Source organism: Aquabacterium sp. A08 (assembly GCF_011742065.1).
In genome coordinates, this window is the sequence record NZ_JAAQQT010000634.1 from 1 (window position 1) to 20,113 (window position 20,113).

General features: G+C 68.6%; 24 protein-coding genes. 21 read left to right on the top strand and 3 right to left on the bottom strand.

Features of this window, described 5'->3' with window-relative positions; all coding sequences use genetic code 11:
- Positions 1-106: 106 nt before the first annotated feature.
- The 5 genes from fliD (at position 107) to HA630_RS13020 (ending at position 3,512) form a co-directional block, all read left to right on the top strand.
- A complete protein-coding gene (gene fliD, locus HA630_RS13000; RefSeq protein ID WP_166835200.1) occupies positions 107-1,525 on the top strand; it encodes a flagellar filament capping protein FliD in 1,419 nt (472 codons plus the stop codon).
- A 76-nt stretch (positions 1,526-1,601) separates the two neighbouring features.
- Entirely contained in the window at positions 1,602-2,123 is a 522-nt protein-coding gene (gene fliS, locus HA630_RS13005; protein WP_166835202.1) for a flagellar export chaperone FliS, read from the top strand.
- A 98-nt stretch (positions 2,124-2,221) separates the two neighbouring features.
- Entirely contained in the window at positions 2,222-2,524 is a 303-nt protein-coding gene (gene fliT / locus HA630_RS13010; protein WP_166835204.1) for a flagellar protein FliT, read from the top strand.
- Positions 2,525-2,574: 50 nt separating this feature from the next.
- Positions 2,575-3,171, top strand: coding sequence for a Uma2 family endonuclease (locus HA630_RS13015; protein WP_166835206.1), 597 nt, complete (start codon positions 2,575-2,577; stop codon positions 3,169-3,171).
- Positions 3,172-3,209: 38 nt separating this feature from the next.
- A complete protein-coding gene (locus HA630_RS13020; protein WP_166835208.1) occupies positions 3,210-3,512 on the top strand; it encodes a flagellar protein FliT in 303 nt (100 codons plus the stop codon).
- A gap of 18 nt (positions 3,513-3,530) precedes the next feature.
- Here HA630_RS13020 and fliE read toward each other — a convergent pair whose 3' ends face one another.
- Positions 3,531-3,860, bottom strand: coding sequence for a flagellar hook-basal body complex protein FliE (gene fliE / locus HA630_RS13025; protein WP_166835210.1), 330 nt, complete (start codon positions 3,858-3,860; stop codon positions 3,531-3,533).
- Between the two features lie 149 nt (positions 3,861-4,009).
- Between fliE and fliF the strand changes: the two genes are divergently transcribed.
- The 13 genes from fliF to fliR all read left to right on the top strand — a co-directional run bounded on the left by fliF (position 4,010) and on the right by fliR (position 15,004).
- Positions 4,010-5,728 carry a flagellar basal-body MS-ring/collar protein FliF gene (fliF, locus tag HA630_RS13030; protein WP_166835212.1) on the top strand — a complete coding sequence of 573 codons (1,719 nt, stop codon included), beginning with the start codon at positions 4,010-4,012 and terminating at the stop codon, positions 5,726-5,728.
- Positions 5,729-5,749: 21 nt separating this feature from the next.
- On the top strand, positions 5,750-6,751 hold the full coding sequence (fliG, locus tag HA630_RS13035) for a flagellar motor switch protein FliG (RefSeq protein WP_166835214.1): 1,002 nt from the start codon (positions 5,750-5,752) through the stop codon (positions 6,749-6,751).
- Positions 6,738-7,451 (top strand): FliH/SctL family protein, encoded by a 714-nt coding sequence (locus tag HA630_RS13040; RefSeq protein WP_166835216.1) that lies wholly within the window; start codon positions 6,738-6,740, stop codon positions 7,449-7,451. Before fliG ends, HA630_RS13040 begins: the two co-directional genes overlap by 14 nt.
- Positions 7,444-8,919 (top strand): flagellar protein export ATPase FliI, encoded by a 1,476-nt coding sequence (gene fliI / locus HA630_RS13045; protein ID WP_166835218.1) that lies wholly within the window; start codon positions 7,444-7,446, stop codon positions 8,917-8,919. The genes HA630_RS13040 and fliI overlap by 8 nt, the downstream gene beginning before the upstream one ends.
- Positions 8,916-9,383, top strand: a complete 468-nt coding sequence (fliJ, locus tag HA630_RS13050; RefSeq protein ID WP_166835220.1) for a flagellar export protein FliJ — start codon at positions 8,916-8,918, stop codon at positions 9,381-9,383. Before fliI ends, fliJ begins: the two co-directional genes overlap by 4 nt.
- Entirely contained in the window at positions 9,380-10,681 is a 1,302-nt protein-coding gene (locus HA630_RS25660) for a flagellar hook-length control protein FliK (RefSeq protein ID WP_166835222.1), read from the top strand. Before fliJ ends, HA630_RS25660 begins: the two co-directional genes overlap by 4 nt.
- Before the next feature lie 135 nt (positions 10,682-10,816).
- Positions 10,817-11,341 carry a flagellar basal body-associated protein FliL gene (fliL, locus tag HA630_RS13060; RefSeq protein WP_166835224.1) on the top strand — a complete coding sequence of 175 codons (525 nt, stop codon included), beginning with the start codon at positions 10,817-10,819 and terminating at the stop codon, positions 11,339-11,341.
- A gap of 27 nt (positions 11,342-11,368) precedes the next feature.
- Entirely contained in the window at positions 11,369-12,373 is a 1,005-nt protein-coding gene (gene fliM / locus HA630_RS13065) for a flagellar motor switch protein FliM (RefSeq protein WP_166835226.1), read from the top strand.
- Positions 12,363-12,788 carry a flagellar motor switch protein FliN gene (gene fliN, locus HA630_RS13070; RefSeq protein ID WP_166835228.1) on the top strand — a complete coding sequence of 142 codons (426 nt, stop codon included), beginning with the start codon at positions 12,363-12,365 and terminating at the stop codon, positions 12,786-12,788. Before fliM ends, fliN begins: the two co-directional genes overlap by 11 nt.
- Positions 12,789-12,793: 5 nt before the next feature.
- Positions 12,794-13,156: a flagellar biosynthetic protein FliO gene (locus HA630_RS13075; protein ID WP_166835230.1), complete on the top strand. Its 363-nt coding sequence runs from the start codon at positions 12,794-12,796 to the stop codon at positions 13,154-13,156.
- Positions 13,153-13,923, top strand: a complete 771-nt coding sequence (fliP, locus tag HA630_RS13080) for a flagellar type III secretion system pore protein FliP (RefSeq protein WP_166835232.1) — start codon at positions 13,153-13,155, stop codon at positions 13,921-13,923. The genes HA630_RS13075 and fliP overlap by 4 nt, the downstream gene beginning before the upstream one ends.
- 18 nt (positions 13,924-13,941) lie before the next feature.
- Positions 13,942-14,211 (top strand): flagellar biosynthesis protein FliQ, encoded by a 270-nt coding sequence (gene fliQ, locus HA630_RS13085; RefSeq protein WP_166835234.1) that lies wholly within the window; start codon positions 13,942-13,944, stop codon positions 14,209-14,211.
- A 25-nt stretch (positions 14,212-14,236) separates the two neighbouring features.
- Entirely contained in the window at positions 14,237-15,004 is a 768-nt protein-coding gene (fliR, locus tag HA630_RS13090; protein ID WP_166835236.1) for a flagellar biosynthetic protein FliR, read from the top strand.
- A 27-nt stretch (positions 15,005-15,031) separates the two neighbouring features.
- Here fliR and HA630_RS13095 read toward each other — a convergent pair whose 3' ends face one another.
- Complete coding sequence (locus HA630_RS13095; protein ID WP_166835238.1) at positions 15,032-15,661, bottom strand: response regulator transcription factor; 630 nt, start codon at positions 15,659-15,661, stop codon at positions 15,032-15,034.
- Positions 15,658-16,746 carry an ATP-binding protein gene (locus HA630_RS13100; RefSeq protein ID WP_243855457.1) on the bottom strand — a complete coding sequence of 363 codons (1,089 nt, stop codon included), beginning with the start codon at positions 16,744-16,746 and terminating at the stop codon, positions 15,658-15,660. The genes HA630_RS13095 and HA630_RS13100 overlap by 4 nt, the downstream gene beginning before the upstream one ends.
- Positions 16,747-17,008: 262 nt before the next feature.
- Between HA630_RS13100 and HA630_RS13105 the strand changes: the two genes are divergently transcribed.
- Genes HA630_RS13105 through HA630_RS13115 form a run of 3 tightly spaced genes read left to right on the top strand, consistent with a single transcriptional unit; the run spans position 17,009 to position 20,109 of the window.
- The gene (locus tag HA630_RS13105) at positions 17,009-17,404 is read left to right on the top strand and encodes a hypothetical protein (protein ID WP_166835279.1); all 396 of its coding nucleotides are present in this window, start codon (positions 17,009-17,011) and stop codon (positions 17,402-17,404) included.
- 39 nt (positions 17,405-17,443) lie between these two features.
- Positions 17,444-17,806: a response regulator gene (locus HA630_RS13110; RefSeq protein WP_166835242.1), complete on the top strand. Its 363-nt coding sequence runs from the start codon at positions 17,444-17,446 to the stop codon at positions 17,804-17,806.
- 53 nt (positions 17,807-17,859) lie between these two features.
- On the top strand, positions 17,860-20,109 hold the full coding sequence (locus HA630_RS13115; RefSeq protein WP_166835244.1) for a chemotaxis protein CheW: 2,250 nt from the start codon (positions 17,860-17,862) through the stop codon (positions 20,107-20,109).
- Positions 20,110-20,113: the final 4 nt, after the last annotated feature.

Here is a 20,113-nt window from a genome sequence, read left to right on the forward strand (position 1 = left end):
GGGGGTTACCCCGCCCCATCGCCACAGCGGCAACGGGGCTATCCTGTTGTCGCTTTTTTCGTTTTAATGGGGTTGTGGGTGTTGCGCCCGCCCGGAGGATATTGCAATGGCCACCATCTCATCGCCCGGCATTGGCAGCGGGCTGGACATCAAATCCATCGTCTCCCAGTTGGTAGCGCTGGAAAAGGTGCCGCTGGACAACCTGAAGCTGCAGGCGGCCACCGTACAAACGAAAATTTCGGTGTACGGCGAGATCAAGTCGCTGGTCTCCAAGCTGTCGGATGCCGCAAGCAAATTGGGCAGTCTCACCACCTACACCGCGGTGTCGGCCAGCTCCTCCAAACCGGACTTGGTCTCTGTCAGTGCCGGCGGCGGCACGGCGGCCAATAGCTTTGGCATCAGCGTAGACCGCCTGGCGCAGGCACAAAGCTACGCCTCTGTCTCGCTGGATGGCTCCTTACCGATCGGGCAAGGCACCCTCAGCATCCAGCCCGGGCGCTATAACAGCACCCCCACATTTGCGGCCAGCGTGGGGGTTGATCCGATCACCATCGACATCGAAGCCGACGACACCCTGGCCGATGTGGCCAGCAAAATCAACAGCCAGAACGCCGGGGTGACCGCGACCTTGCTGAACGACGGCAGCGGGCAGCGCTTGCTGCTCACCTCCAAAACCACGGGCGAAGCCGCAGGGTTTGAACTGACAGTAACCGACAGCGACGGCAACAACACCGACGCCAGCGGCCTGTCGCGACTGGTCAATGGCGGTACGGTGACGCAGTACGGCCAGGACGCGGCCATCACCGTCAATGGCAGCATTGCGGTCACCTCCAGCAGCAACACCTTCAAAGACGTGGTCTCGGGCTTGTCGCTTACCCTGAGCGACAACGCCACGGTGGGGACCACGGCGCAAATCAACGTGGCGGCCAACAACGGCACCGTTCGCACGGCGGTGGAAGAATTTGTCGCTGCCTACAACACCTTGAACAATTTTTTGAACGAGGCCACCAAGTTCGACCCGGCGCAAAAATCGGCGGGTTTGCTGCAAGGCGATAGCACCGCGGTGGGTTTGCAAAACGCGTTGCGGGGCATGCTGCAGTCCACCATGTCGGGGTCGCAGTTCGGCCGGTTGGCCGACATTGGGGTGACGGCACTGCGCGGTGGCAACCTGGAAATTGACAACACCAAATTCACCGCGGCGCTGAGCAACACCGACGAACTGAACAAGTTCTTCCGCACCGACAACGGCAACCCCTTGAGCAACGGTTTTGCCTTGAAGCTGAAAAATTTTGCGCAAGGCCTGCTGGCCACCGACGGTTTGTTCAAGAACAAACAAGACGCTTTGGAGCGCGCACTGAACCGCAACAGTTCGGACCAAGAACGGGTCAATGCCAAGGTGGCCCGCATAGAAGCCCAGTTGAACCGCCGTTACAGCGCCTTGGACGCCCAGGTGGCCAGTCTGACGGCCTTGAACAACTACGTGGCCCAGCAAGTGACCATGTGGAACAACGCCAAGTCCAACTGAGGCTGGGGGTCAAGTTTGGGGCCGGTCAGCCGATAAAAATTTCAAGAGATTGACGCCGACACCAAGGATCGCCACCATGCCTGCCTTTTCCCACCGCGCCGCTGCCGCTTACCGCAACGTGGACGTAAACACCCGTGCGACCGAACACGACCCGTACGAACTGGCTTTGATGATGTTTGAAGCGGTGTTGGACAGTGTGACCATGGCCCAAGGCGCGATTGCCAGCGGCGATGTAACGCTGAAGGTGAAGCAGATCAACCGGGCCCTCAAAATCCTGCAAGATGGTTTGCGTACCAGCCTGGACTTGGAACACGGCGGCGAACTGGCCCAGAACCTGGATGCTTTGTACGACTATTGCGTACTGCGCCTGACCGAGGCCAACGCGTTCAACGACGCCAAGAAGCTCGCCGAAGTGGCCCAACTGATCAAACCCCTGGCCGAAGCCTGGCGCCAGATGCGCAGCGGCGCCACGCCCGACCCGCAAGCGGCCGACGCCACACCGTCCACCCCCGCCACCCCCAGCACCCCCAAAGCGCCACCGGCCGCGCGCCGCATGGGCAGCCTGTATGGCGCCGGCATGGCCTTGGCAGGCGCCTGACGCCGCCACTTCCCCTGCCCCACAAAAGCCCGGTTTTGCCGGGCTTTTCCGCTGCTGGGGCCGGTCAAGTTGGCGGGTGCGGCACCGATATAGAACACATGCAAGCCCCCGTCATCCCCTCCCGGCCAGAACCCCACCAACAACTGGAGCACACCAGCCGCCTGATGCTGGCCGCTGCCCAGCGCAGCGACTGGTCCGAGGTGCGCCGCCTGGAAGGGGTGGCCCAGGGGCAGGTGGCCGCCCTGCGCCTGCAAGCGCCACGACCGGCTCCTGCCGGGCCGGCCGAGCGCCAGGCCCGCCAGCGCGCCCTGCTGGCGGTGCTGCGCCACGACGCCCAGGTGCGCGCCCTGGCGGAGCCGGTCATCGACCGGGTCACGCAAGGCCGGCCGCAGCTGCACTGAAACCGGCCCGGCATTTGAAGCGCGGCACCCTTTCCCGCACAATGGGGCCCATGACCGCCGCCGAAACACTGCCCTTCACCGCACAGGACTTTCTGGACTGGGAGAGCCTGCAGCCCACCAAGCACGAATACGTGCAGGGCGAGACCTTTGCCATGGCCGGCGCCAGCGATGCGCATGTGACCATCAGCCTGAATCTGGCAACGGCACTGAAGCAGCACCTGCGCGGCACACCCTGCCGCAGCTACATTGCCGACATGAAGGTGCGCGCCCAGGCGGTGGACGCGTACTTTTACCCCGATGTGTTCGTGACCTACTCCCCGGCCGACGCCGGGCGCGACAGCGCCAAGGAAGAACCCACGCTGGTGGTGGAGGTGCTGTCGCCATCCACCGCGGCCTACGACCGGGGCCTGAAGTTCGAGTACTACCGCAGCCTGCCCAGCCTGCAGGAATACGTGCTGGTGGACGCCGAACGCCAGAGCGTGGAGGTGTTCCGCCGCAACCCGGCCGGGCAGTGGGTGCTGTTTCCCCACGGCCCAGGCACCACGGTGGAACTGGCCAGTGTGGACCTGCGGCTGCCCATGGCCGCGGTGTACGAAGACGTGGCGCTGCAAGCCCCGGTCAAGTTGCCCGGGAATTGGCCGATATAAACCCCAAGAGAGCCCAGCGCCGACACAGGATTTCCACCATGACCCTCCCCCTCATCGACTACTACAAGGCCATCGAAAGCACCAGCCAGCAAATGCTGGACGCCGCCTTGGTGGAGGACTGGGACGAGGTGGTGCGCCTGGAAGGCGCCTGCGCGGTGCTGATCGAGCAGTTGCGCGAACGCGCCGCCGGGCTGGACCTGACGGTGCAGGAGCGGGCCGAGAAGCACCGCATCATGATGACCATCTTGCGCCACGACGCGCAGATCCGCGAACTGGTGGAACCCTGGATCGACGACCTGGGGCAGATGGTGGCAGTGCAGCGCCCGGTGCAGCTGCACTGAGCCGGCGCGGCGCCGGCGTCAGACCTGCATGTTCATCACGTCGGTGTAGGCCTGCATCATGCGGTTGCGCACGTGCAGCGCGGCCTGAAACCCGATTTGCGACTTCTGCATGCTCAGCATGGTGGCTTCCAGGCTGACGTTGGGGTTGCCCAGCTGGAACTGGGTCTGCAGTTCGCTGGACTGGTTCTGCGCCGCGCTGACGCTTTGCAGCGCGGTTTTGAAGGCTTCGCCAAAACCGCCTTCGGCGGCGGCCCCCACCCGACCCGCCGCACCGGCCTGGGTGGGTGCGGTGGCGGGGCGCAGCGTGTTCACGGTGGCAGAGGTCAAGGGGGTGAGGCGCAGGTCCATGGCGGTGCTTCCTGAAGGCTGGTGAGCGGCAGGGCCACCCGATGCGGCGATGGTACGGCCACCCCGGCGCGAACTTGACCCCGAACAAACGGGGTCTTGCCCGGCTTTTCGGGCTTTAGTTTGGGCGGGCCACTTTCATAATCGCCCCCATGAACACCGCCGTCGCCGAACTCGATGTCACGACCCTGCCCGACAAGCGGCCCAACCCGCTGGTGGAGGGCTTTGCCCGGCTGGACAACACCCGCAAAGGCCTGCTGGGCCTGGGCGTGCTGGCCCTGGTGGGGGTGCTGGCCGCCGCGTTCTTCATGGCCAACCGGCCCGACTACCGGGTGCTGTACGCCAACCTGTCCGACAAGGATGGGGGTGCCGTGCTGGCCCAGCTGTCGCAAATGAACGTGCCCTACAAGCACGCCGAGGGGGGCAGCGCCATCCTGGTGCCGGCCGACCGGGTGCACGACACCCGGCTCAAACTGGCGTCGCAGGGGCTGCCCAAGGGCGCCATCAACGGCTTTGAGTTGATGGACGCGAACCGCCTGGGCATGACCCAGTTCCAGGAACGGCTGACCTTCCAGCGCGGCTTGGAGGGGGAGCTGACCCGCTCCATCACCGCGCTGAGCTCGGTGGCCGAGGCGCGCGTCCACTTGGCCCTGCCCAACCAGAACGGGTTTTTCCGGGAACAGCAAAAACCGTCGGCCAGCGTGCTGCTGACCCTCTACCCCGGCCGCACGCTGGACCGCACCCAGGTGGCGGGCATTGTGCATTTGGTGGCCAGCAGCGTGCCGGAAATGAACCCCAAGGCCGTGAGCGTGGTGGACCAGCACGGCGCCCTGCTGTCGCAGACGGCCGACGCGCCGGCCGGCAGCGTGGACTCGCAGCAGCTGGAGTACGTGCGCACGCTGGAGCAGATGTACACCCAGCGCATCATGGACCTGCTGGAGCCGGTGCTGGGCCGCGAGAACGTGCGCGCCCAGGTCACGGCCGACGTGGACTTTTCCCAGACCGAGCAGACCAGCGAACAGCACCGCCCCAACCAGGGCACCGAACCGGCGGCCGTGCGCAGCCAGCAGTTGGTGGAAAGCGGCAGCAACCTGGACCAGACCACCCCCGGCGCGCCGGGCGCGGTCTCCAACGTGGCGCCGGGCGCGACCGAAGCGCCCATCAACGGCGCCGCCGCCCCGGCGGGCGTGGTGCCGGGCGGCAACGCGGGGGGCGCCAGCGAGGCCAACCGCCGCCGGGAACAGGTCATCAACTACGAGGTGGACAAGACCGTCTCGGTCACCCGCAACGCCACCGGCACGGTGCGCCGGCTGAGCGCGGCGGTGGTGCTCAACCACGTGGCCAGCACCGACCGCAAGGGCCAGGCCAGCAGCGGCCCGCTGCCGCCCGAGCAGATGGAACAGATCAACGCCCTGGTGCGCGAGGCCATCGGCTTCAACACCCAGCGCGGCGATTCGGTGAACGTGATGAACGCGGCCTTCAACAAGCCGGCCACCGACACCACCGACATCGCCTGGTGGAAGCAGGCCGACACCTTCGACCTGGCGCGCAGCCTGGCGTGGCCGGTGGGCATGCTGGTGCTGGGCCTGATTTTGTTCCTGGGCATGGTGCGCCCGGCCCTGAAGCTGATGAAAGCCCCGCCCGCCGCCGCGCCGGACGCCGAAGGCACCCGCACGGCCGGGGGCCAGCTCGACACCCTGGTGGACGACGAACCGCAGCGCCCCGGCCTGCCCATGCCGGTGCAAAATGAGGTCACGGTCGAAATGCTTCGGCTGGAAGACGCCAAGCGGCTGGCCCGGGAGAACCCGGTGGCCGTGGCGAACATCGTCAAAGGCTGGGTCAACGGGGAAAGCGCGGCGGCCGCCACCTGATGGCCCGAAAGGTACACGGACATGGCTGAACCCGAAGACGGACTGCAGGACGCCGCGATTTTTCTCATGTCGCTGGGCGAAGAGGAAGCGGCCGAGGTCTTCAAGCACTTTTCCCCCAAAGAGGTGCAGCGCCTGGGCGAGACGATCGCGCGCATGCGCACCGTCTCCAAGGACAAGGTGGACGACGTCATCCACAAATTCACCAACGAGGCGGCGTCGCAAAGCCTGCTGGTGTCGGACACCGACAACTACGTGCGCGCGGTGCTCAAGCGCGCGCTGGGCGAAGACAAGGCCTCGCTGCTGATCGACCGCATCCTGCAGGGCGGCGACGTCTCGGGCATCGAGAGCCTGAAGTGGATGGACCCGATTTCGGTGGCCGAGCTGCTGCGCAACGAGCACCCGCAGATCCTGGCGGCCACGCTGGTGCACCTGGACCAGGACCACGCGGCCAACATCCTCAAGCAGTTCACCGAACGCACCCGCAACGAGGTGATGCTGCGCATCGCCACGCTTGAAGGCATCCAGCCCAACGCGCTCAAGGATCTGAACGAGGCGCTCTACCACGTGCTGGCCGGCGGCGACAAGATCCGCAAAAGCTCGCTGGGCGGGGTCAAGACGGCGGCCGAGATCATCAACCTGCTGGGCACCAGCCTGGAGGCCAGCGTGGTGGACTCGATCCGCGAGAACGACGTGGATCTGGCCCAGAAGATCATGGACAAGATGTTCACCTTCGAGGACCTGCTCAAGCTGGACAACAAGTCCATGCAGATGGTGCTCAAGGAGGTGGCCTCGGACGCGCTGGTGATCGCCCTCAAGGGCGCCAGCACGGAGCTGAAGGAAAAGGTGCTGGGCAACATGTCCAGCCGCGCCGCCGAGGCGCTGCGCGAGGACCTGGACAGCCGCGGGCCGGTGCGTCTGTCGGAAGTGGAAACCCAGCAAAAGGACATCCTGAAGGTGGTGCGCCGCCTGTCGGACGAAGGCCAGATCGTGCTGGGCGGAGGCGGGGACGATGCCTTCGTCTAACCGCCACACCAGCCCCTACCACCGCTTCATCCCGCGGGAAGAGGTGGAGAAGGTGTCGGCCTGGGAATTCGCGCCGGTGGGCGAGGCCCCGCCCGCCGCCGCCCCGCTGCCGGCGGCCGAGCCGGAGGCGCCCACGGTGTCGCCCGAATGGATCGAGGAGGTCAGACAGCAGGCCCGGGCCGAGGGTTTTGAGCACGGCCGCCAGGCCGGCGCCGAAGAAACCCGTCAGGCCCTGGAAGCCCCGCTGCGCCAGCTGGGCCGGGACCAGGCCGCCCGCTTGGCCCAGGTGTTGCAGCAGGCCCAGGCCGACCTGGCCACCCTGGAACAGGGCCTGACCGCCCAGGTGCTGGAACTGGCCTGCGACCTGGCCCGCCAGGTGGTGCGCCGCGAACTGGCCACCCCGCTGGAGCCGCTGAAGGCCGCGGTGCAGGAAGCCCTGGCCCTGCTGGTGGAAGACGGCAAGCCCGCCACACTGCGCCTGCACCCGGACGACCTGGCCCTGCTGCAGGCCGAGCCCAGCACGCCCTGGGCCGGCCTGGCGGTGCAGCTGCAAGCCGACGACAGCCTCACGCCCGGCGGCTGCGTGGTGGAAAGCCCCCAAGGCGCGGTGGACGCCACCGTGGAAAAACGCTGGGCCCGCGCCGTGGCCAACCTGGGGCTGCAAGCGCCCTGGAAGCCGGGGGAACTGGCCGATGTCTGAGCCCACCGCCCCGCCCCGCTGGCAGCAGTTCCTGGCCGTGGCGCGCCAGGCCGCCGGCCAGCACACCCCGCTGGAGAGCAGCGGCCGGCTGATCCGCCTGGCCGGGCTGGTGCTGGAGGCGCAGGGCGTGAAGGTGCCGGTGGGGTCGCAGTGCGTGATCGACATGCCGCACGACCCGGACACCGCGGTGCTGGCCGAGGTGGTGGGCTTCAGCGGCGAGCGCGCCTTCCTGATGCCCGCCGGCGAGGTGCAGGGCCTGAGCAGCGGCGCCCGGGTGCGGCCCCTGCCCCCCTACCGGCCACAACCCCGGCTGGGCCAGCCGCTCAAACCGCTGGCCCCGAACGACCGCGGCGTGCTGCGCCTGCCGCTGGGCAGGGGCCTGCTCGGCCGGGTGGTGGACGCCCACGGCCACCCGCTGGACCACCGCGGCCCGCTGCAGGACATCGAGGTCGAGCCGATGGAGCGCACGCCCATCAACTCCATGGACCGGGCGCCGGTGCGCCAGCCGCTGGACACAGGCGTGCGTGCCATCAACGCGCTGCTCACCGTGGGCCGCGGCCAGCGCCTGGGCCTGTTTGCCGGCTCCGGCGTGGGCAAGAGCGTGCTGCTGGGCATGATGGCGCGCTTCACCCAGGCCGACGTGATCGTGGTTGGGCTGATCGGCGAGCGCGGCCGCGAGGTCAAAGAATTCATCGAAGACATCCTGGGCGAGGACGGCCTGCGCCGCTCGGTGGTGGTGGCGGCCCCGGCCGACTCGCCGCCGCTGGTGCGCATGCAGGGCGCCAACTACGCCACCGCCATCGCCGAGCGCTTCCGCGACGACGGGCTGGACGTGCTGCTGCTGATGGATTCGCTGAGCCGCTACGCCATGGCGCAGCGCGAAATTGCCCTGGCCATTGGCGAGCCGCCGGCCACCAAAGGCTACCCGCCCAGCTGCTTTGCCAAGCTGCCACAGCTGGTGGAGCGCAGCGGCAACGGGCCCGAGGGCAAGGGCTCCATCACCGCCTTCTACACCGTGCTGTCCGAAGGCGACGACCAGCAGGACCCCATCGCCGACGCCGCCCGCGCCATCCTGGACGGGCACATCGTGCTGTCGCGCGCCATGGCCGAGTCGGGCATTTACCCCGCCATCGACATCGAGGCCTCGGCCTCGCGGGTGATGCACAACGTCGTCACCCCGCAGCACCAGGAACACGCGCGCCGATACCGCCAGCTCTACTCGCGCTACCAGAAGAGCCGCGACCTGATCCAGCTCGGCGCCTACGTGGCCGGCAGCGACCCGGAAACCGACCAGGCCATCGCCCTGTTCCCCGGCATGCAGCGCTTCCTGATGCAGGACATGCGCGAACAAGCCGCCTTTGCCGCCAGCGTGACCCAGCTGGCGCAGGCCCTGGGCCTGCCCGGCCCCGACAACCCAACCGCCCGCCCGGCCACTGGCGCGCGCGGCGCCACCGGCCGACCCGCATGAGCACCGCCCACGCCCTGGACACCGTGGTGGAAGTGGCCACCCGCCGCCGTGACGAGGCCTTGCAGGCTCTCGGCCGGGCCCAGCGCGAGCACCAGCAGGCGCAGGGGCAACTGGTGCAGCTGCAGGACTACACCCGCGAATCGCTGCAGCGCTGGCAACAGCGCGCCGGCCAGGGCATCAGCCCGACCCTGCTGCGCACCCAGCAGACCTTCATGGGCAAGCTGGACCACGCCGTGGCCTTCCAGCACGGCGTGCTGCAGCGGCTGCAACTCCACATCGACCACTGCCGCGAACAGCTGCTGCAGGCCGAACGCGAACTGGCCAGCCTGACCAAATACCTGGAACGCCGCCACCAGGCACAACAGCACCGGTTGCAACGGCAGGACCAAAAAAGCAACGACGAGATGGCGGCCAACCAGCACCGCCAGCACAGCGCCGCCCACCCCTGGAAGTCCACCCCATGAAAACCGCACACGCCACCGCCCCCACGCCCGCCACACCCCCTGCCCAGGCCCACGCCGCTCGGGGCCGTGCCCCTGGCGGGCCAGCGGCCGATGCCTTCGCGCAACTGCTGCAGGCGGGCCTGGACGGTACCGCGCCCGGCCCCGAGACCGAGGCTCTGGCCGACGAGCTGACGGACCCGGCCACGACCCAGCCCCCCCTGGACACTGCACAGGCCGCCGGCGAAGAGGCTCCCACGGACAACCCCCTGGCCCCCTTTCTGGCGCTGATCACGCCCAGCGCGCGCGGCGACGCTGCCCCCGTCAACGCCACCGGCCAGACCGCAGACGCGGTCGCCACCGCACCCACCGGGGACGCGGTCCTGTCCGACCCCGACGGTGAGGCAAGTTCGGCGCAAACGCTGGCCGGTGAGGCGGCCGCTCCCTCCTCCGCACCAGCCGCCACCCCAAGCTCTGCCGGTGCCCGCAGCCGCACCGCCGTGGCCCAGGCCGCGGGCGAAGCGGCCCAGGGGCCGGGCGGCGCCCCAGGCCCGCACTGGTCGCGCCAGCTGCCGGAAGCCACCGCCGCGCAGGGCCAAGGCCTCACCGCCCCCGGCCACGCCGGCCTGCTGGACAGCCTTAGCCGCGCCTGGCACATGGGCGCCCCCGGCCAGCCCGGCGGCGCCTTGGCCGACGCCCCGCTGCCCCCCGCCGGCTGGGGTGCCGGCGTGGCCGCCCTGGCCAGCGCCGACCGCGCCGGCACCAGCGCCGGTACCAATGCCGGCGGCCAGGGCCAAGCCGGCCAGGCACCCACCAGCGGTCTGCTCGCGGCCGAACCGGGCTCGGCCGGCCCCATGGCCGACGCCGGTGCCGAAGGCCCCGGTTTTGCCGCCAGCCTGGGCGAAGCCATGGGCGACGCCTACGAAACCCTGGGCGCGCAGGTCAGCCTGTGGGCCGCGGCCCATACCAAGCGCGCCAGCCTGCGGCTGGATCTGGGGCGGGCCGAGGCGCTGGAGGTGGACGTGGCCCTGGACGGCGACAAGACTCTGCTGAGCTTCCGCACCGACGACGCCCAGGTGCGCGAGGCCCTGCAGGCCCAGGCCCCGCGGGTGCTGGCCGAACTGCTGGCCCGTGCCGGGCTGACGCTGGACGGCCTGTCCGTCGGGGCCCAGACCTCGGGCCAGCCGGGCCAGCCCGGCGGCGATGGCCGCCCCGGGCCCTGGATGGCCCTGCGCGCCACCGCCGAAGCGGCTGGGCCGGCAACAAGCCCGGCCGACCCCCACCACCCGAACGGCCACCGCGGCCTGAGCGTGTACGCCTGAACAACCGGGCATACCGCCCCTTTTCCGGGTTTCAGGGTCGGGCGCGGCGACCATAATCGGGCATGACAAAATAGACCGGGTGCCCACGCCGTGCCGGCGCGGGCATTTCGTCAGACCCGATGCGAAGGCAGACCCATGGCCGCTAAACCCGCCGCCAGCGCCGATGGCGCGGCAAAACCCAAGAGCAAGAAAATGCTCGTCATCGTCCTGGTGGTGGTGCTGTTGCTCGCCGTCGCCGGGGCGGCCGCGGCGTTTCTGCTGCTCAAACCCGCCCCGGAGGACGAGGAGGACGGCGCCGCCGAAACCCACCAGCCGGTCAAGAAAGGCAAGCCCAAGGCCCCGCCGCAGTACATGCCGCTGGACGCCCTCGTCATCAACCTGGCCGACCAAGGCGGCACCCGTTACGCCCAGGTCGGCATCACGCTGCAGCTCGACGACGCGGCCACCGCCGAGGCGATCAAGGCCTTCCTGCCCACCATCCGCAACGGCATCCTGATGCAGATCTCGCGCCGCACCGCCGACGAGTTGCTGCGCCCCGAGGGCAAGGAGGCGCTGATGAACGACATCCTGACCCTGGTGCGCGAGGAAGCCGGCATGCCGCTGAACCGGGGCTACAGCCCGGTGCAGGCGGTGCTGTTCTCCAGCCTCATCGTCCAGTAAGCGCCCCCGGCCACCCGAGACCCCACCATGAGCGACGCCTTTCTCTCCCAAGACGAGATCGATGCCCTGCTCGAGGGCGTGACCGGCGAGAGCCAGAAGCTCGCCAAGGAAGACTTCCCGACCGACGGGGTGCGCAGCTACGACCTCTCCAGCCAGGAGCGGATCGTGCGCGGGCGCATGCCGACGATGGAGGTCATCAACGAACGCTTTGCGCGCAACCTGCGGGTGGGGCTGTTCAATTTCATCCGCCGCAGCCCGGAAATCTCGGTCGGCACGGTGCAGGTGCAGAAGTACAGCATGTTCCTGCGCGAGCTGGTGGTGCCCACCAACTTCAACATCATGGCGGTGCGCCCGCTGCGCGGCAGCGGCCTGATCGTGTGCGAACCCACGCTGCTGTTCGGCGTGATCGACAGCCTGTTCGGCGGCAACGGCAAGTTCCACACCCGCATCGAGGGGCGCGACTTTTCCCCCACCGAACAGCGCGTCATCAACCGCATGGTCGAGGTGATTTCGGAGGAGTACAAAAAGGCCTGGAAAGGCGTGTACCCGCTGGAGCTGGCCTACCAGCGTTCCGAAATGCAGCCGCAGTTCGCCAACATCGCCACGCCCAGCGAAATCGTGGTCAGCACCAGCTTCTCACTGGAGATTGGCGACCTCACCGGCTCGCTGCACATCTGCATCCCCTACTCCACGCTGGAGCCGATCCGCGACCTGCTCTACTCTACCTCGCAGGGCGATTCGATGGAGGTGGACCGCCGCTGGGTCAAGCTGCTGAGCCAGGAGATCCAGGCGGCCGAGGTGGAGCTGGTGGCCGAGCTGGCCACCACCGGCGCCACCATCGAACAGCTGCTGGCCATGAAGGTGGGCGACTTCATCGAGCTGGAGCGCGAGCGCATCATCGAAGCCAAGGTGGACGGTGTGCCCATACTGGAATGCGAATACGGCACCCACAACGGCAAGTACGCGCTGAAGGTCCAGCGCACCATCCGCAGCACCGACAAGACCTGGCACGGAGATCAGTATGACAAATGAACAAGACACCAACGCCCCGAGCCCGGAAGAGCAGGCCATGGCCGACGACTGGGCCCAGGCCCTGCAGGAACAGACCGGGGGCGTGAACGACGACTTCGCCTCGGGGGCGCCGCACTTCGACGGCGAGGTGCCCAGCCAGCCGGTGGGCAACAACGACATCAGCATGGTGCTGGACATTCCGGTGCAGTTGTCGGTGGAACTGGGCCGCACCAAGGTGCCGATCAAGTACATCCTGCAACTGGCGCAGGGCTCCATCGTGGAACTGGACGCGCTGGCCGGCGAGCCCATGGACGTGCTGGTCAACGGCTACCTGATCGCCCAGGGCGAGGTGGTGGTGGTGAACGAGAAATTCGGCATCCGCCTGACCGACATCGTCACCCCGTCCGAACGCCTGCGCCGCCTCAGCCGGCACTGACCCCCATGAGCTTTGCTGCCTACGCGCCCGCCCTGGGCCTGTTGCTCATCATGGGCCTGCTGGCCTGGGCCCTCCACTGGCTGAAGCAGCGCACCGCCCCCACCGGCAGCGGCCAGGGCGCCGAACTGCGGCTGGTGTCGCAACTGGCGCTGGGCCCGCAGCAGCGTGTGGTGGTGGTGGAGGTCAACAGCCCCCACGGCCCGGTGCAGCTGACCCTGGGCGTGACGCCCCAGCACGTGCGCACCCTGCACACGCAAGCCCTGGCCCGCCCGGCCGCCGGTGCGGCGCCCACGCCCGCCACCCCCAGCTACGCCGCCGTGGCCCAGGCGCTGCGGGGCAGCGAGCCGCGGCAGGAGCCCTCGGCATGACGCCCGGCCACGCACGGACGCGCTGGCGCCAGGGCCTGCTTGGCGCGGCCCTGCTCGCGCTGGCCGGTGCGGCGCTGGCCCAGGCCGCGCCCGGAGGGCAGCTGCCGCTGGTCATCGGCCAGGGGCCGGGCGGCACCAGCTACTCGGTGCCCATCCAGACGCTGCTGTTCTTCACCGCGCTGTCCTTCCTGCCCGCGGTGCTGCTGATGATGACGTCCTTCACCCGCATCGTCATCGTGCTCTCGCTCATGCGCCAGGCGCTGGGCACCCAGTCCTCGCCGCCCAACCAGGTCATCGTCGGGCTGTCGCTGTTCCTCAGCCTGTTCGTCATGGGCCCCACGCTGGACCGCGTGTACGACAACGCCTACCAACCCTACACCCAGAACACCCTGAGCTTCGAGCAGGCGTTGGCGCAGGGCGAAATCCCGCTGCGCGAGTTCATGACCAAGCAGACCCGCCAGTCCGACTTCGAGCTGTTCGCCCGCCTGGGCCAGCTCGGCCCCGAAGTGACGGTGGAGACCGCGCCGCTGCGCGTGCTGGTGCCGGCCTTCGTCATCAGCGAACTCAAAACCGCGTTCCAGATCGGCTTCATGGTCTTCATCCCCTTCCTGGTCATCGACATGATCGTGGCCAGCGTGCTCATGTCGCTGGGCATGATGATGCTGTCGCCGGTGCTGGTGGCCCTGCCCTTCAAGCTGATGCTGTTCGTGCTGGCCGACGGCTGGAACCTGCTCATCGGTTCGCTGGCCGCCAGCTTCGCCACCTAGCCCCGGAGCCGCCCCGCCATGGAAGCCCAAGCCGTCCTCACCATCGGGCAAAACGCCCTGTTCCTGCTGCTCATGGTCGCCGCACCGGTGCTGGGCACGGTGCTGGTGGTGGGCCTGGTCATCAGCCTGTTCCAGGCGCTGACGCAGATCAACGAAGCCACCCTGTCCTTCGTGCCCAAGCTGGTGGCGGCGGTGGCGGTGTTCGCCCTGGCCGGGCCGTGGATGCTGAGCACCCTGGTGGACTTCATCCGCCGCACGCTCATGGCCATCCCCGACTTCGCGGTCTGACCGCCCCGGCCCACGCCCCGCCCGCATGGTCACCTTCAGCGAAGCCCAGCTCATGGCCTGGGTCGCGCCGATCTTCTGGCCCTTTCTGCGGGTGCTGGGGGTGTTCGCCAGCGCGCCCATCTTCTCGGCGCGGTCGGTGCCGGTGCGCACCAAAATTGGCCTGGCCTTCGTCATCGCGGTGTGCCTGCAGCCGGCGCTGCCGGAGCCGCCCCTGCTCTCGCTCAACAGCGCGGCCGCCTTCGGCGCGGTGGTGCAGCAGCTGTCCATCGGCCTGGCCATCGGGCTGGCGGTGCGCATCGTGTTTTCCGCGGTGGAAATGGCGGGCGAAATCGTCGGCCTGCAAATGGGCCTGAACTTCGCCGGCTTTTTCGACCCCAGCACCAACGCCCAGACCAGCACCGTGGGCCGCTTCTTTGGCAACACCGCCATGCTGCTGTTCATCGTGCTCAACGGCCACCTGATGCTGATCCAGGCCGTGGCCGCCAGCTTCCAGACCTTTCCGGTCGGCGAGGACGCCTTCGGCGCGGTGCGCACCCTGCGCCTGCACGAACTGGGCGGGCTGGTGTTCTATTACGGTCTGTGGATCGCCCTGCCCATGATCGGCATGCTGCTGTTCGTCAACGTGGTCATGGGCATCGTCTCCCGCATCGCGCCGCAGATGAACGTCTTCGCCATCGGCTTTCCGCTGACCCTGTCGGTCGGGCTGCTGGGCATCGCCTTCACCCTGCCGATGATGGACCGCCCGGTGACGCAGCTCATGCGGGTGATCGCCGACCTGTTCGGTGCCGGCTAAAGACGCCGGCCCAACACCGGCACGGCCTCACACCAGCTGGTTGCGGATGGCGTAGACCGTCAGCTCGGCGTTGTTGCTCAGGCCCAGCTTTTCCAGCACCCGGGCGCGGTACACGCTCACCGTTTTGGGGCTGATCATCAGCTCCTCGGCGATCTGCGACAGCTTCTTGCCCGAGGCGATTTTTTTCAGCGTCTGCAACTCCCGCTCCGACAGGCTGTCGTGCAGCTCGGCGCCCTCGGGCGCGTTCAGGTGGTTGGCCAGCAGTTCGGCGATCTCGGCCGTGATGTACTTGCGCCCCTGCGCCACGGTGCGCACCGCCGCCAGCAGCGCGGCGGGGTCGCCGCCCTTGTTCAGGTAGCCCATGGCGCCGGCCTTGAGGCAGCGGATCGCGTACTGGTCCTCCGGGTACATCGACACCATCACCACCCGCACCGGGTTCTGCTCCTCCTGCAGCACCGCCAGAATTTCCAGCCCGCTGCGCCCGGGCAGGTCCACGTCCAGCAGCAGCACGTCGGGCTTGTGCTGGCGCAGGGCGTCGCGCAGGCTGGCGTAGCCGTCGGCCTCGCCCACCACCTGCACGTCGGTGGCCTCCATCAGCGTGTCGCGCACACCGCGGCGCACCACGGCGTGGTCGTCGCACAGCACCACCTTGATCATTCGGCAGTCTCCGGTTCGGGGGTCGTGGCGCCGCCCAGCGGCACCGAAAGTATCAGCGTCATGCCCTGGCCGGGCGCGGTCGCCACGTCCAGCCAGCCGCCCACGGTCTGGGCGCGCTCCTTCAGGCCCAGCAAGCCGAAGGACTGCAGCTTGGCCAGCTCGGCCGGCCCGGCACCGCGGCCGTCGTCCGAGATTTCCAGGGTCAGAAAGTCCTCCAGGTCGCTCACCTCCACCCGCACCGCGCGGGCCTGGGCGTGCTTGAGCACGTTGGTCAGCGCCTCCTGCACCGTGCGGTAGGCCACCATGTCCACCTTCGGGTCCAGCGGCGCGCGCAGGCGGCCGTGCAGCCCCACGGCCAGCCCGGTGCGTTCGGCAAAGGTGCGGGTCAGCCACTGCAGGGCTGGCATCAGGCCCTGGTCCAGCACCGCCGGGCGCAGGTTGCGCATGATGCGCTGGCTCGCGCCCAGGGCGTGTTCGGCCATGGCCAGCGCCGCCTGCACGTGGGTCTGCGCCTCGGCGTCGGTGCTGCGCCGCGCCAGCCAGGCCAGGTCGAGCTTGACCGCCGCGAGCGAGCCGCCGATGTCGTCGTGGATTTCGCGCGCGATGTCGGCGCGTTCGCGGTCGATGCTGGCCTGCAGGTGCTCGGTCAGCTCCACCAGGCGTTGGCGCGACTCCGTCAGGGCGCGCGCGGCATCGGCCTGGGCGCGGCGCGCGGCGGCCAGGTCCAGCGCCCGCTGCAGGGCGCCGGGCAGGCGCGCCAGCCGGTGTTTGTCCACGTAATCGCTCACGCCGCGCACCATGGCGTCGGCCACGGTGGCCTCGCCGATGGCGCCCGAGACGATCACGAACGGCAGCTCGATGCCCTCGGCGCGCAGCCAGTCCCAGGCGTCCAGGCCGGAAAACCCGGCCAGGTGGTAGTCGGCCAGCACCGCGTCCACCGGCCCCTGGCGCACCGCCGCCTGGAAGGCCTCCAGCGTGTCCACCAGGGTCAGCGCACACGGCACCTCGGCGCGCGCCAGCGCCCGCGCCACCAGCTCGTGGTCGGCGGGGTTGTCTTCCAGATGGAGGAGGTGCAAATCGGTCAAAGGGGCCTGTGCGTGCTGGGAGCCCGCATTTTTGCGAAAGATGGACGGTGGATGCGCACTATTTTGAGCCATGTCAGACCCGCGCCCTAGTCTAGACTGTCACTCGCGCTTATATTTGCAGGGAACGACACCTTTTCGGGACCCTGTGCACCGCCCCATGCAAGAAGAACCCGCCGACCCACGCCAGAAACGCCGCTGGCCGCGCGAAGAAGTCACCACGGTGGCCCCCCTGCCCGACCGCTCCGACGAGCCGGCGGTTGCCATGAACGTGGCCGCCGTGGCCGACCTGCAGGACTCGCTGCTCGTGGCCATGAACGACCTCAAGCGCCTGGAGGGCCTGCTCGACCACGCCACCGGCAACCTGCTGGACCGCTTCAACCAGGCCATGCAGGTGGCCGAGGGCCTGCCCGACAGCCCGGACACCCAGTCCATCCGTGCCGCGCTGCACCTGGCCGTCACCGAACTGCAGTTCCACGACATGGCCAGCCAGTTGCTGGTGCACACCGGCAAGGTGCTCAAGGGCTGCGCCTACACCCTGGCCGAACAGGCCATGGAGCCCGAAGAAGACGAAATCGGCGTGGTGGTGACCCACCTGCCGCAAAACCCCAACCCCGTGACCCAGAGCGAGATGGACGCCGGTTCCATCGAACTGTTCTGATCTCTCCCGCCATCACCGCCCCGTTCACAAGGTAACCCCATGCATTCGATTCTCGCCGTTGACGATTCCGCCTCCATGCGCAAGATGGTGTCTTTCACCCTGGTGGGCGCCGGGTTCAACGTGGTCGAGGCGGTCGACGGCGTCGACGCGTTCGAAAAGGCCCAGAAACAGACCTTCGACCTGGTGCTGACCGACCAGAACATGCCGCGCCTGGACGGCATCGGCCTGACGCGCAAGCTGCGCGAGCACCCGGCGTTCAAGAACACGCCCATCCTGATCCTGACCACCGAGTCCAGCGACCAGATGAAACAGGCCGGCCGCGCCGCCGGCGCCACCGGCTGGCTGGTCAAGCCCTTCGACCCCAACCGCCTGATCGAGGTCATCAACAAGGTCATCCGTTGAAGCCGGCCTGACGCCCCCGCTCCCCCCACCGGCCTCCACCGAGAACCACGCCCATGGCAGACGACAAGAACGACGGCTTTGACCTGACCCAGTTCTACCAAATCTTCTTTGAAGAGGCGGGCGAGAACCTGGAGCAGATGGAGCAACAGCTGCTCAACCTAGACCTGGAGACGGTCGACGACGAAGAACTCAACGCCATCTTCCGCTGCGCCCACTCGATCAAGGGCGGCGCCGCCACCTTCGGCTTCGAAGACGTGGCCGAACTCACCCACCAAATGGAGTCGCTGCTGGACAAGCTGCGCCGCCACGAACTGGCCCCCACCATGCCCATGGTGGACGTGCTGCTGGAAGCCTCCGACGCGCTCAAGGGCCTGCTGGCGCGCCACCAGGGCCTGGGCGGTGAGCCGCCCGAAACCGCCGGTCTGGTGCAGCGCATCCGGGTGCTGGCCTCGGGCGGCGCGGCGGTGCCCCCGCCCCCCCCTGCGCCGGTCCCTCCGCCCCCGCCCGCCCCGGCCCCCGGCGGCATGCCGGCGGCCAGCGCGCCCGGCGCCGCGCGCCAGTTGCAGGCGGTCATCGGCCCGCTGGACCACCCCGAACAGGCCGAGGCCATCAAGGAGCTGTTCCGCGACATCGAAGGCCTGGGCACCATCACCGGCGAACGCGACGACGGCGGCCGCAAGGTCTACCTGATCGACACCACCAGCAGCGACGCCGACCTGCTGGACCTGTTCGCCTTCCACGTGGCCAAAGAAAAAATCGCCCTGCTGCCGGCCGGCGCGGCCCCGGCGCCCGCCCCCGTGGCGCCGCCGGCACCGGCCGCGGCCGCCGCCGAAGGGTCGGGCTTTGACCACAGCCAGGACATCATCGAACAGGGCTACGGCCTGTTCGCCGGCGCCCCGGGCAGCCCGGTGGCGTCCACCGTGCCCGGGGCCTCGGGCGCCCCGGTGCCGGCCGACGACCTGGTGCAAGGCTACGGCCTGTTCCCCGGCGCGCCCGGCAACCCGCTGACCCCCCGCGCCCATGCCGACATCGTCCAGGCCGAAAGCGGCCTGGCGGCGGGCAGCGCCGCCGCCCCGGCCGAGTCCAAGGCGCGCGAAGGCGCCAAGGCCACCCGCGCCGCGGCCACCGCGCAACTGGAAACCACCTCGCTGCGGGTGTCGGTCAGCAAGATCGACCAGCTCATCAACCAGGTGGGCGAACTGGTCATCACCCAGGCCATGCTGGCGCAAAACAGCCGCAGCCTGGACGCGACGCTGAACCAGCAGCTGCTGTCGGGCCTGGCCGACCTGGAGCGCAACACCCGTGACCTGCAGGAATCGGTCATGTCGATCCGCATGATCCCGATGTCGGTGGTGTTCAGCCGTTTCCCGCGCATGTTGCGCGACCTGGCGTCCAAGCTGGGCAAGAAGGTGGAACTGCTCACGCACGGCGAAGCGACCGAGCTGGACAAGGGCCTGATCGAAAAAATCACCGACCCGCTGACCCACCTGATCCGCAACAGCTGCGACCACGGCATCGAACAGCCCGACGAACGGCTGGCCAAAGGCAAGCCCGAAATCGGCACCATCACCCTGTCTGCGGCGCACCAGGGCGGCTCCATCCTGATCGAGGTGCGCGACGACGGCAAGGGCCTGTCGCGCCAGAAGCTGATCGACAAGGCGCGGGCCAAGGGCATCCCGGTGTCGGACGACATGCCCGACCAGGAGGCCTGGCAGCTCATCTTCGCACCGGGCTTCTCCACCGCCGAGGTGGTGACCGACGTGTCCGGCCGCGGCGTGGGCATGGACGTGGTCAAGAAAAACATCGCCGCGCTGGGCGGTTCGGTGGAGCTGGACTCGTCCGAAGGCTTTGGCATGAGCGTGAAGGTGCGCCTGCCGCTGACGCTGGCCATCATGGACGGCATGACGGTGCGGGTGGCCGACGAGGTGTACATCCTGCCGCTGTCGTCGGTGGTGGAGTCGTTCCAGGTCCAGGCCAAGGACATCAACACCGTGGCGCAGAACGCGCAGCTGGTGAAGGTGCGCGACGAGTACATGCCCGTGATCGAGGTGGACCGTCTGTTCGCGGTGCCGCGCCCGGCCGAGGCCACGCCGGGCAACACCATCATGGTGGTGATCGAGTCCGACGGCTCGCGGGTGGCGCTGATGGTGGACGAGCTGCTGGGCCAGCAGCAGGTGGTGATCAAAAACCTGGAGTCCAACTACCGCAAGGTGCAGTACGTGTCCGGCGCCACCATTCTGGGCGACGGCAGCGTGTCGCTGATCCTGGACACCTCCTCGCTGGTGCGCCGCGCCCGCCAATGACGGA

What these genes read in the sequence shown, in the direction of transcription:
- HA630_RS13105 (WP_166835279.1), top strand. Translation starts at nt 17,009, where the DNA reads ATGAACGTGGCCGCCGTGGCCGACCTGCAGGACTCGCTGCTCGTGGCC.
- fliJ (WP_166835220.1), top strand. Translation starts at nt 8,916, where the DNA reads ATGAGCACCGCCCACGCCCTGGACACCGTGGTGGAAGTGGCCACCCGC.
- HA630_RS13095 (WP_166835238.1), bottom strand. Translation starts at nt 15,661, where the DNA reads ATGATCAAGGTGGTGCTGTGCGACGACCACGCCGTGGTGCGCCGCGGT.
- fliR (WP_166835236.1), top strand. Translation starts at nt 14,237, where the DNA reads ATGGTCACCTTCAGCGAAGCCCAGCTCATGGCCTGGGTCGCGCCGATC.
- fliE (WP_166835210.1), bottom strand. Translation starts at nt 3,860, where the DNA reads ATGGACCTGCGCCTCACCCCCTTGACCTCTGCCACCGTGAACACGCTG.
- HA630_RS13015 (WP_166835206.1), top strand. Translation starts at nt 2,575, where the DNA reads ATGACCGCCGCCGAAACACTGCCCTTCACCGCACAGGACTTTCTGGAC.
- fliF (WP_166835212.1), top strand. Translation starts at nt 4,010, where the DNA reads ATGAACACCGCCGTCGCCGAACTCGATGTCACGACCCTGCCCGACAAG.
- HA630_RS13110 (WP_166835242.1), top strand. Translation starts at nt 17,444, where the DNA reads ATGCATTCGATTCTCGCCGTTGACGATTCCGCCTCCATGCGCAAGATG.
- fliP (WP_166835232.1), top strand. Translation starts at nt 13,153, where the DNA reads ATGACGCCCGGCCACGCACGGACGCGCTGGCGCCAGGGCCTGCTTGGC.
- fliN (WP_166835228.1), top strand. Translation starts at nt 12,363, where the DNA reads ATGACAAATGAACAAGACACCAACGCCCCGAGCCCGGAAGAGCAGGCC.
- fliQ (WP_166835234.1), top strand. Translation starts at nt 13,942, where the DNA reads ATGGAAGCCCAAGCCGTCCTCACCATCGGGCAAAACGCCCTGTTCCTG.
- fliT (WP_166835204.1), top strand. Translation starts at nt 2,222, where the DNA reads ATGCAAGCCCCCGTCATCCCCTCCCGGCCAGAACCCCACCAACAACTG.
- fliI (WP_166835218.1), top strand. Translation starts at nt 7,444, where the DNA reads ATGTCTGAGCCCACCGCCCCGCCCCGCTGGCAGCAGTTCCTGGCCGTG.
- HA630_RS13040 (WP_166835216.1), top strand. Translation starts at nt 6,738, where the DNA reads ATGCCTTCGTCTAACCGCCACACCAGCCCCTACCACCGCTTCATCCCG.
- fliL (WP_166835224.1), top strand. Translation starts at nt 10,817, where the DNA reads ATGGCCGCTAAACCCGCCGCCAGCGCCGATGGCGCGGCAAAACCCAAG.
- HA630_RS13115 (WP_166835244.1), top strand. Translation starts at nt 17,860, where the DNA reads ATGGCAGACGACAAGAACGACGGCTTTGACCTGACCCAGTTCTACCAA.
- HA630_RS13075 (WP_166835230.1), top strand. Translation starts at nt 12,794, where the DNA reads ATGAGCTTTGCTGCCTACGCGCCCGCCCTGGGCCTGTTGCTCATCATG.
- fliD (WP_166835200.1), top strand. Translation starts at nt 107, where the DNA reads ATGGCCACCATCTCATCGCCCGGCATTGGCAGCGGGCTGGACATCAAA.
- fliM (WP_166835226.1), top strand. Translation starts at nt 11,369, where the DNA reads ATGAGCGACGCCTTTCTCTCCCAAGACGAGATCGATGCCCTGCTCGAG.
- HA630_RS25660 (WP_166835222.1), top strand. Translation starts at nt 9,380, where the DNA reads ATGAAAACCGCACACGCCACCGCCCCCACGCCCGCCACACCCCCTGCC.
- fliS (WP_166835202.1), top strand. Translation starts at nt 1,602, where the DNA reads ATGCCTGCCTTTTCCCACCGCGCCGCTGCCGCTTACCGCAACGTGGAC.
- fliG (WP_166835214.1), top strand. Translation starts at nt 5,750, where the DNA reads ATGGCTGAACCCGAAGACGGACTGCAGGACGCCGCGATTTTTCTCATG.
- HA630_RS13020 (WP_166835208.1), top strand. Translation starts at nt 3,210, where the DNA reads ATGACCCTCCCCCTCATCGACTACTACAAGGCCATCGAAAGCACCAGC.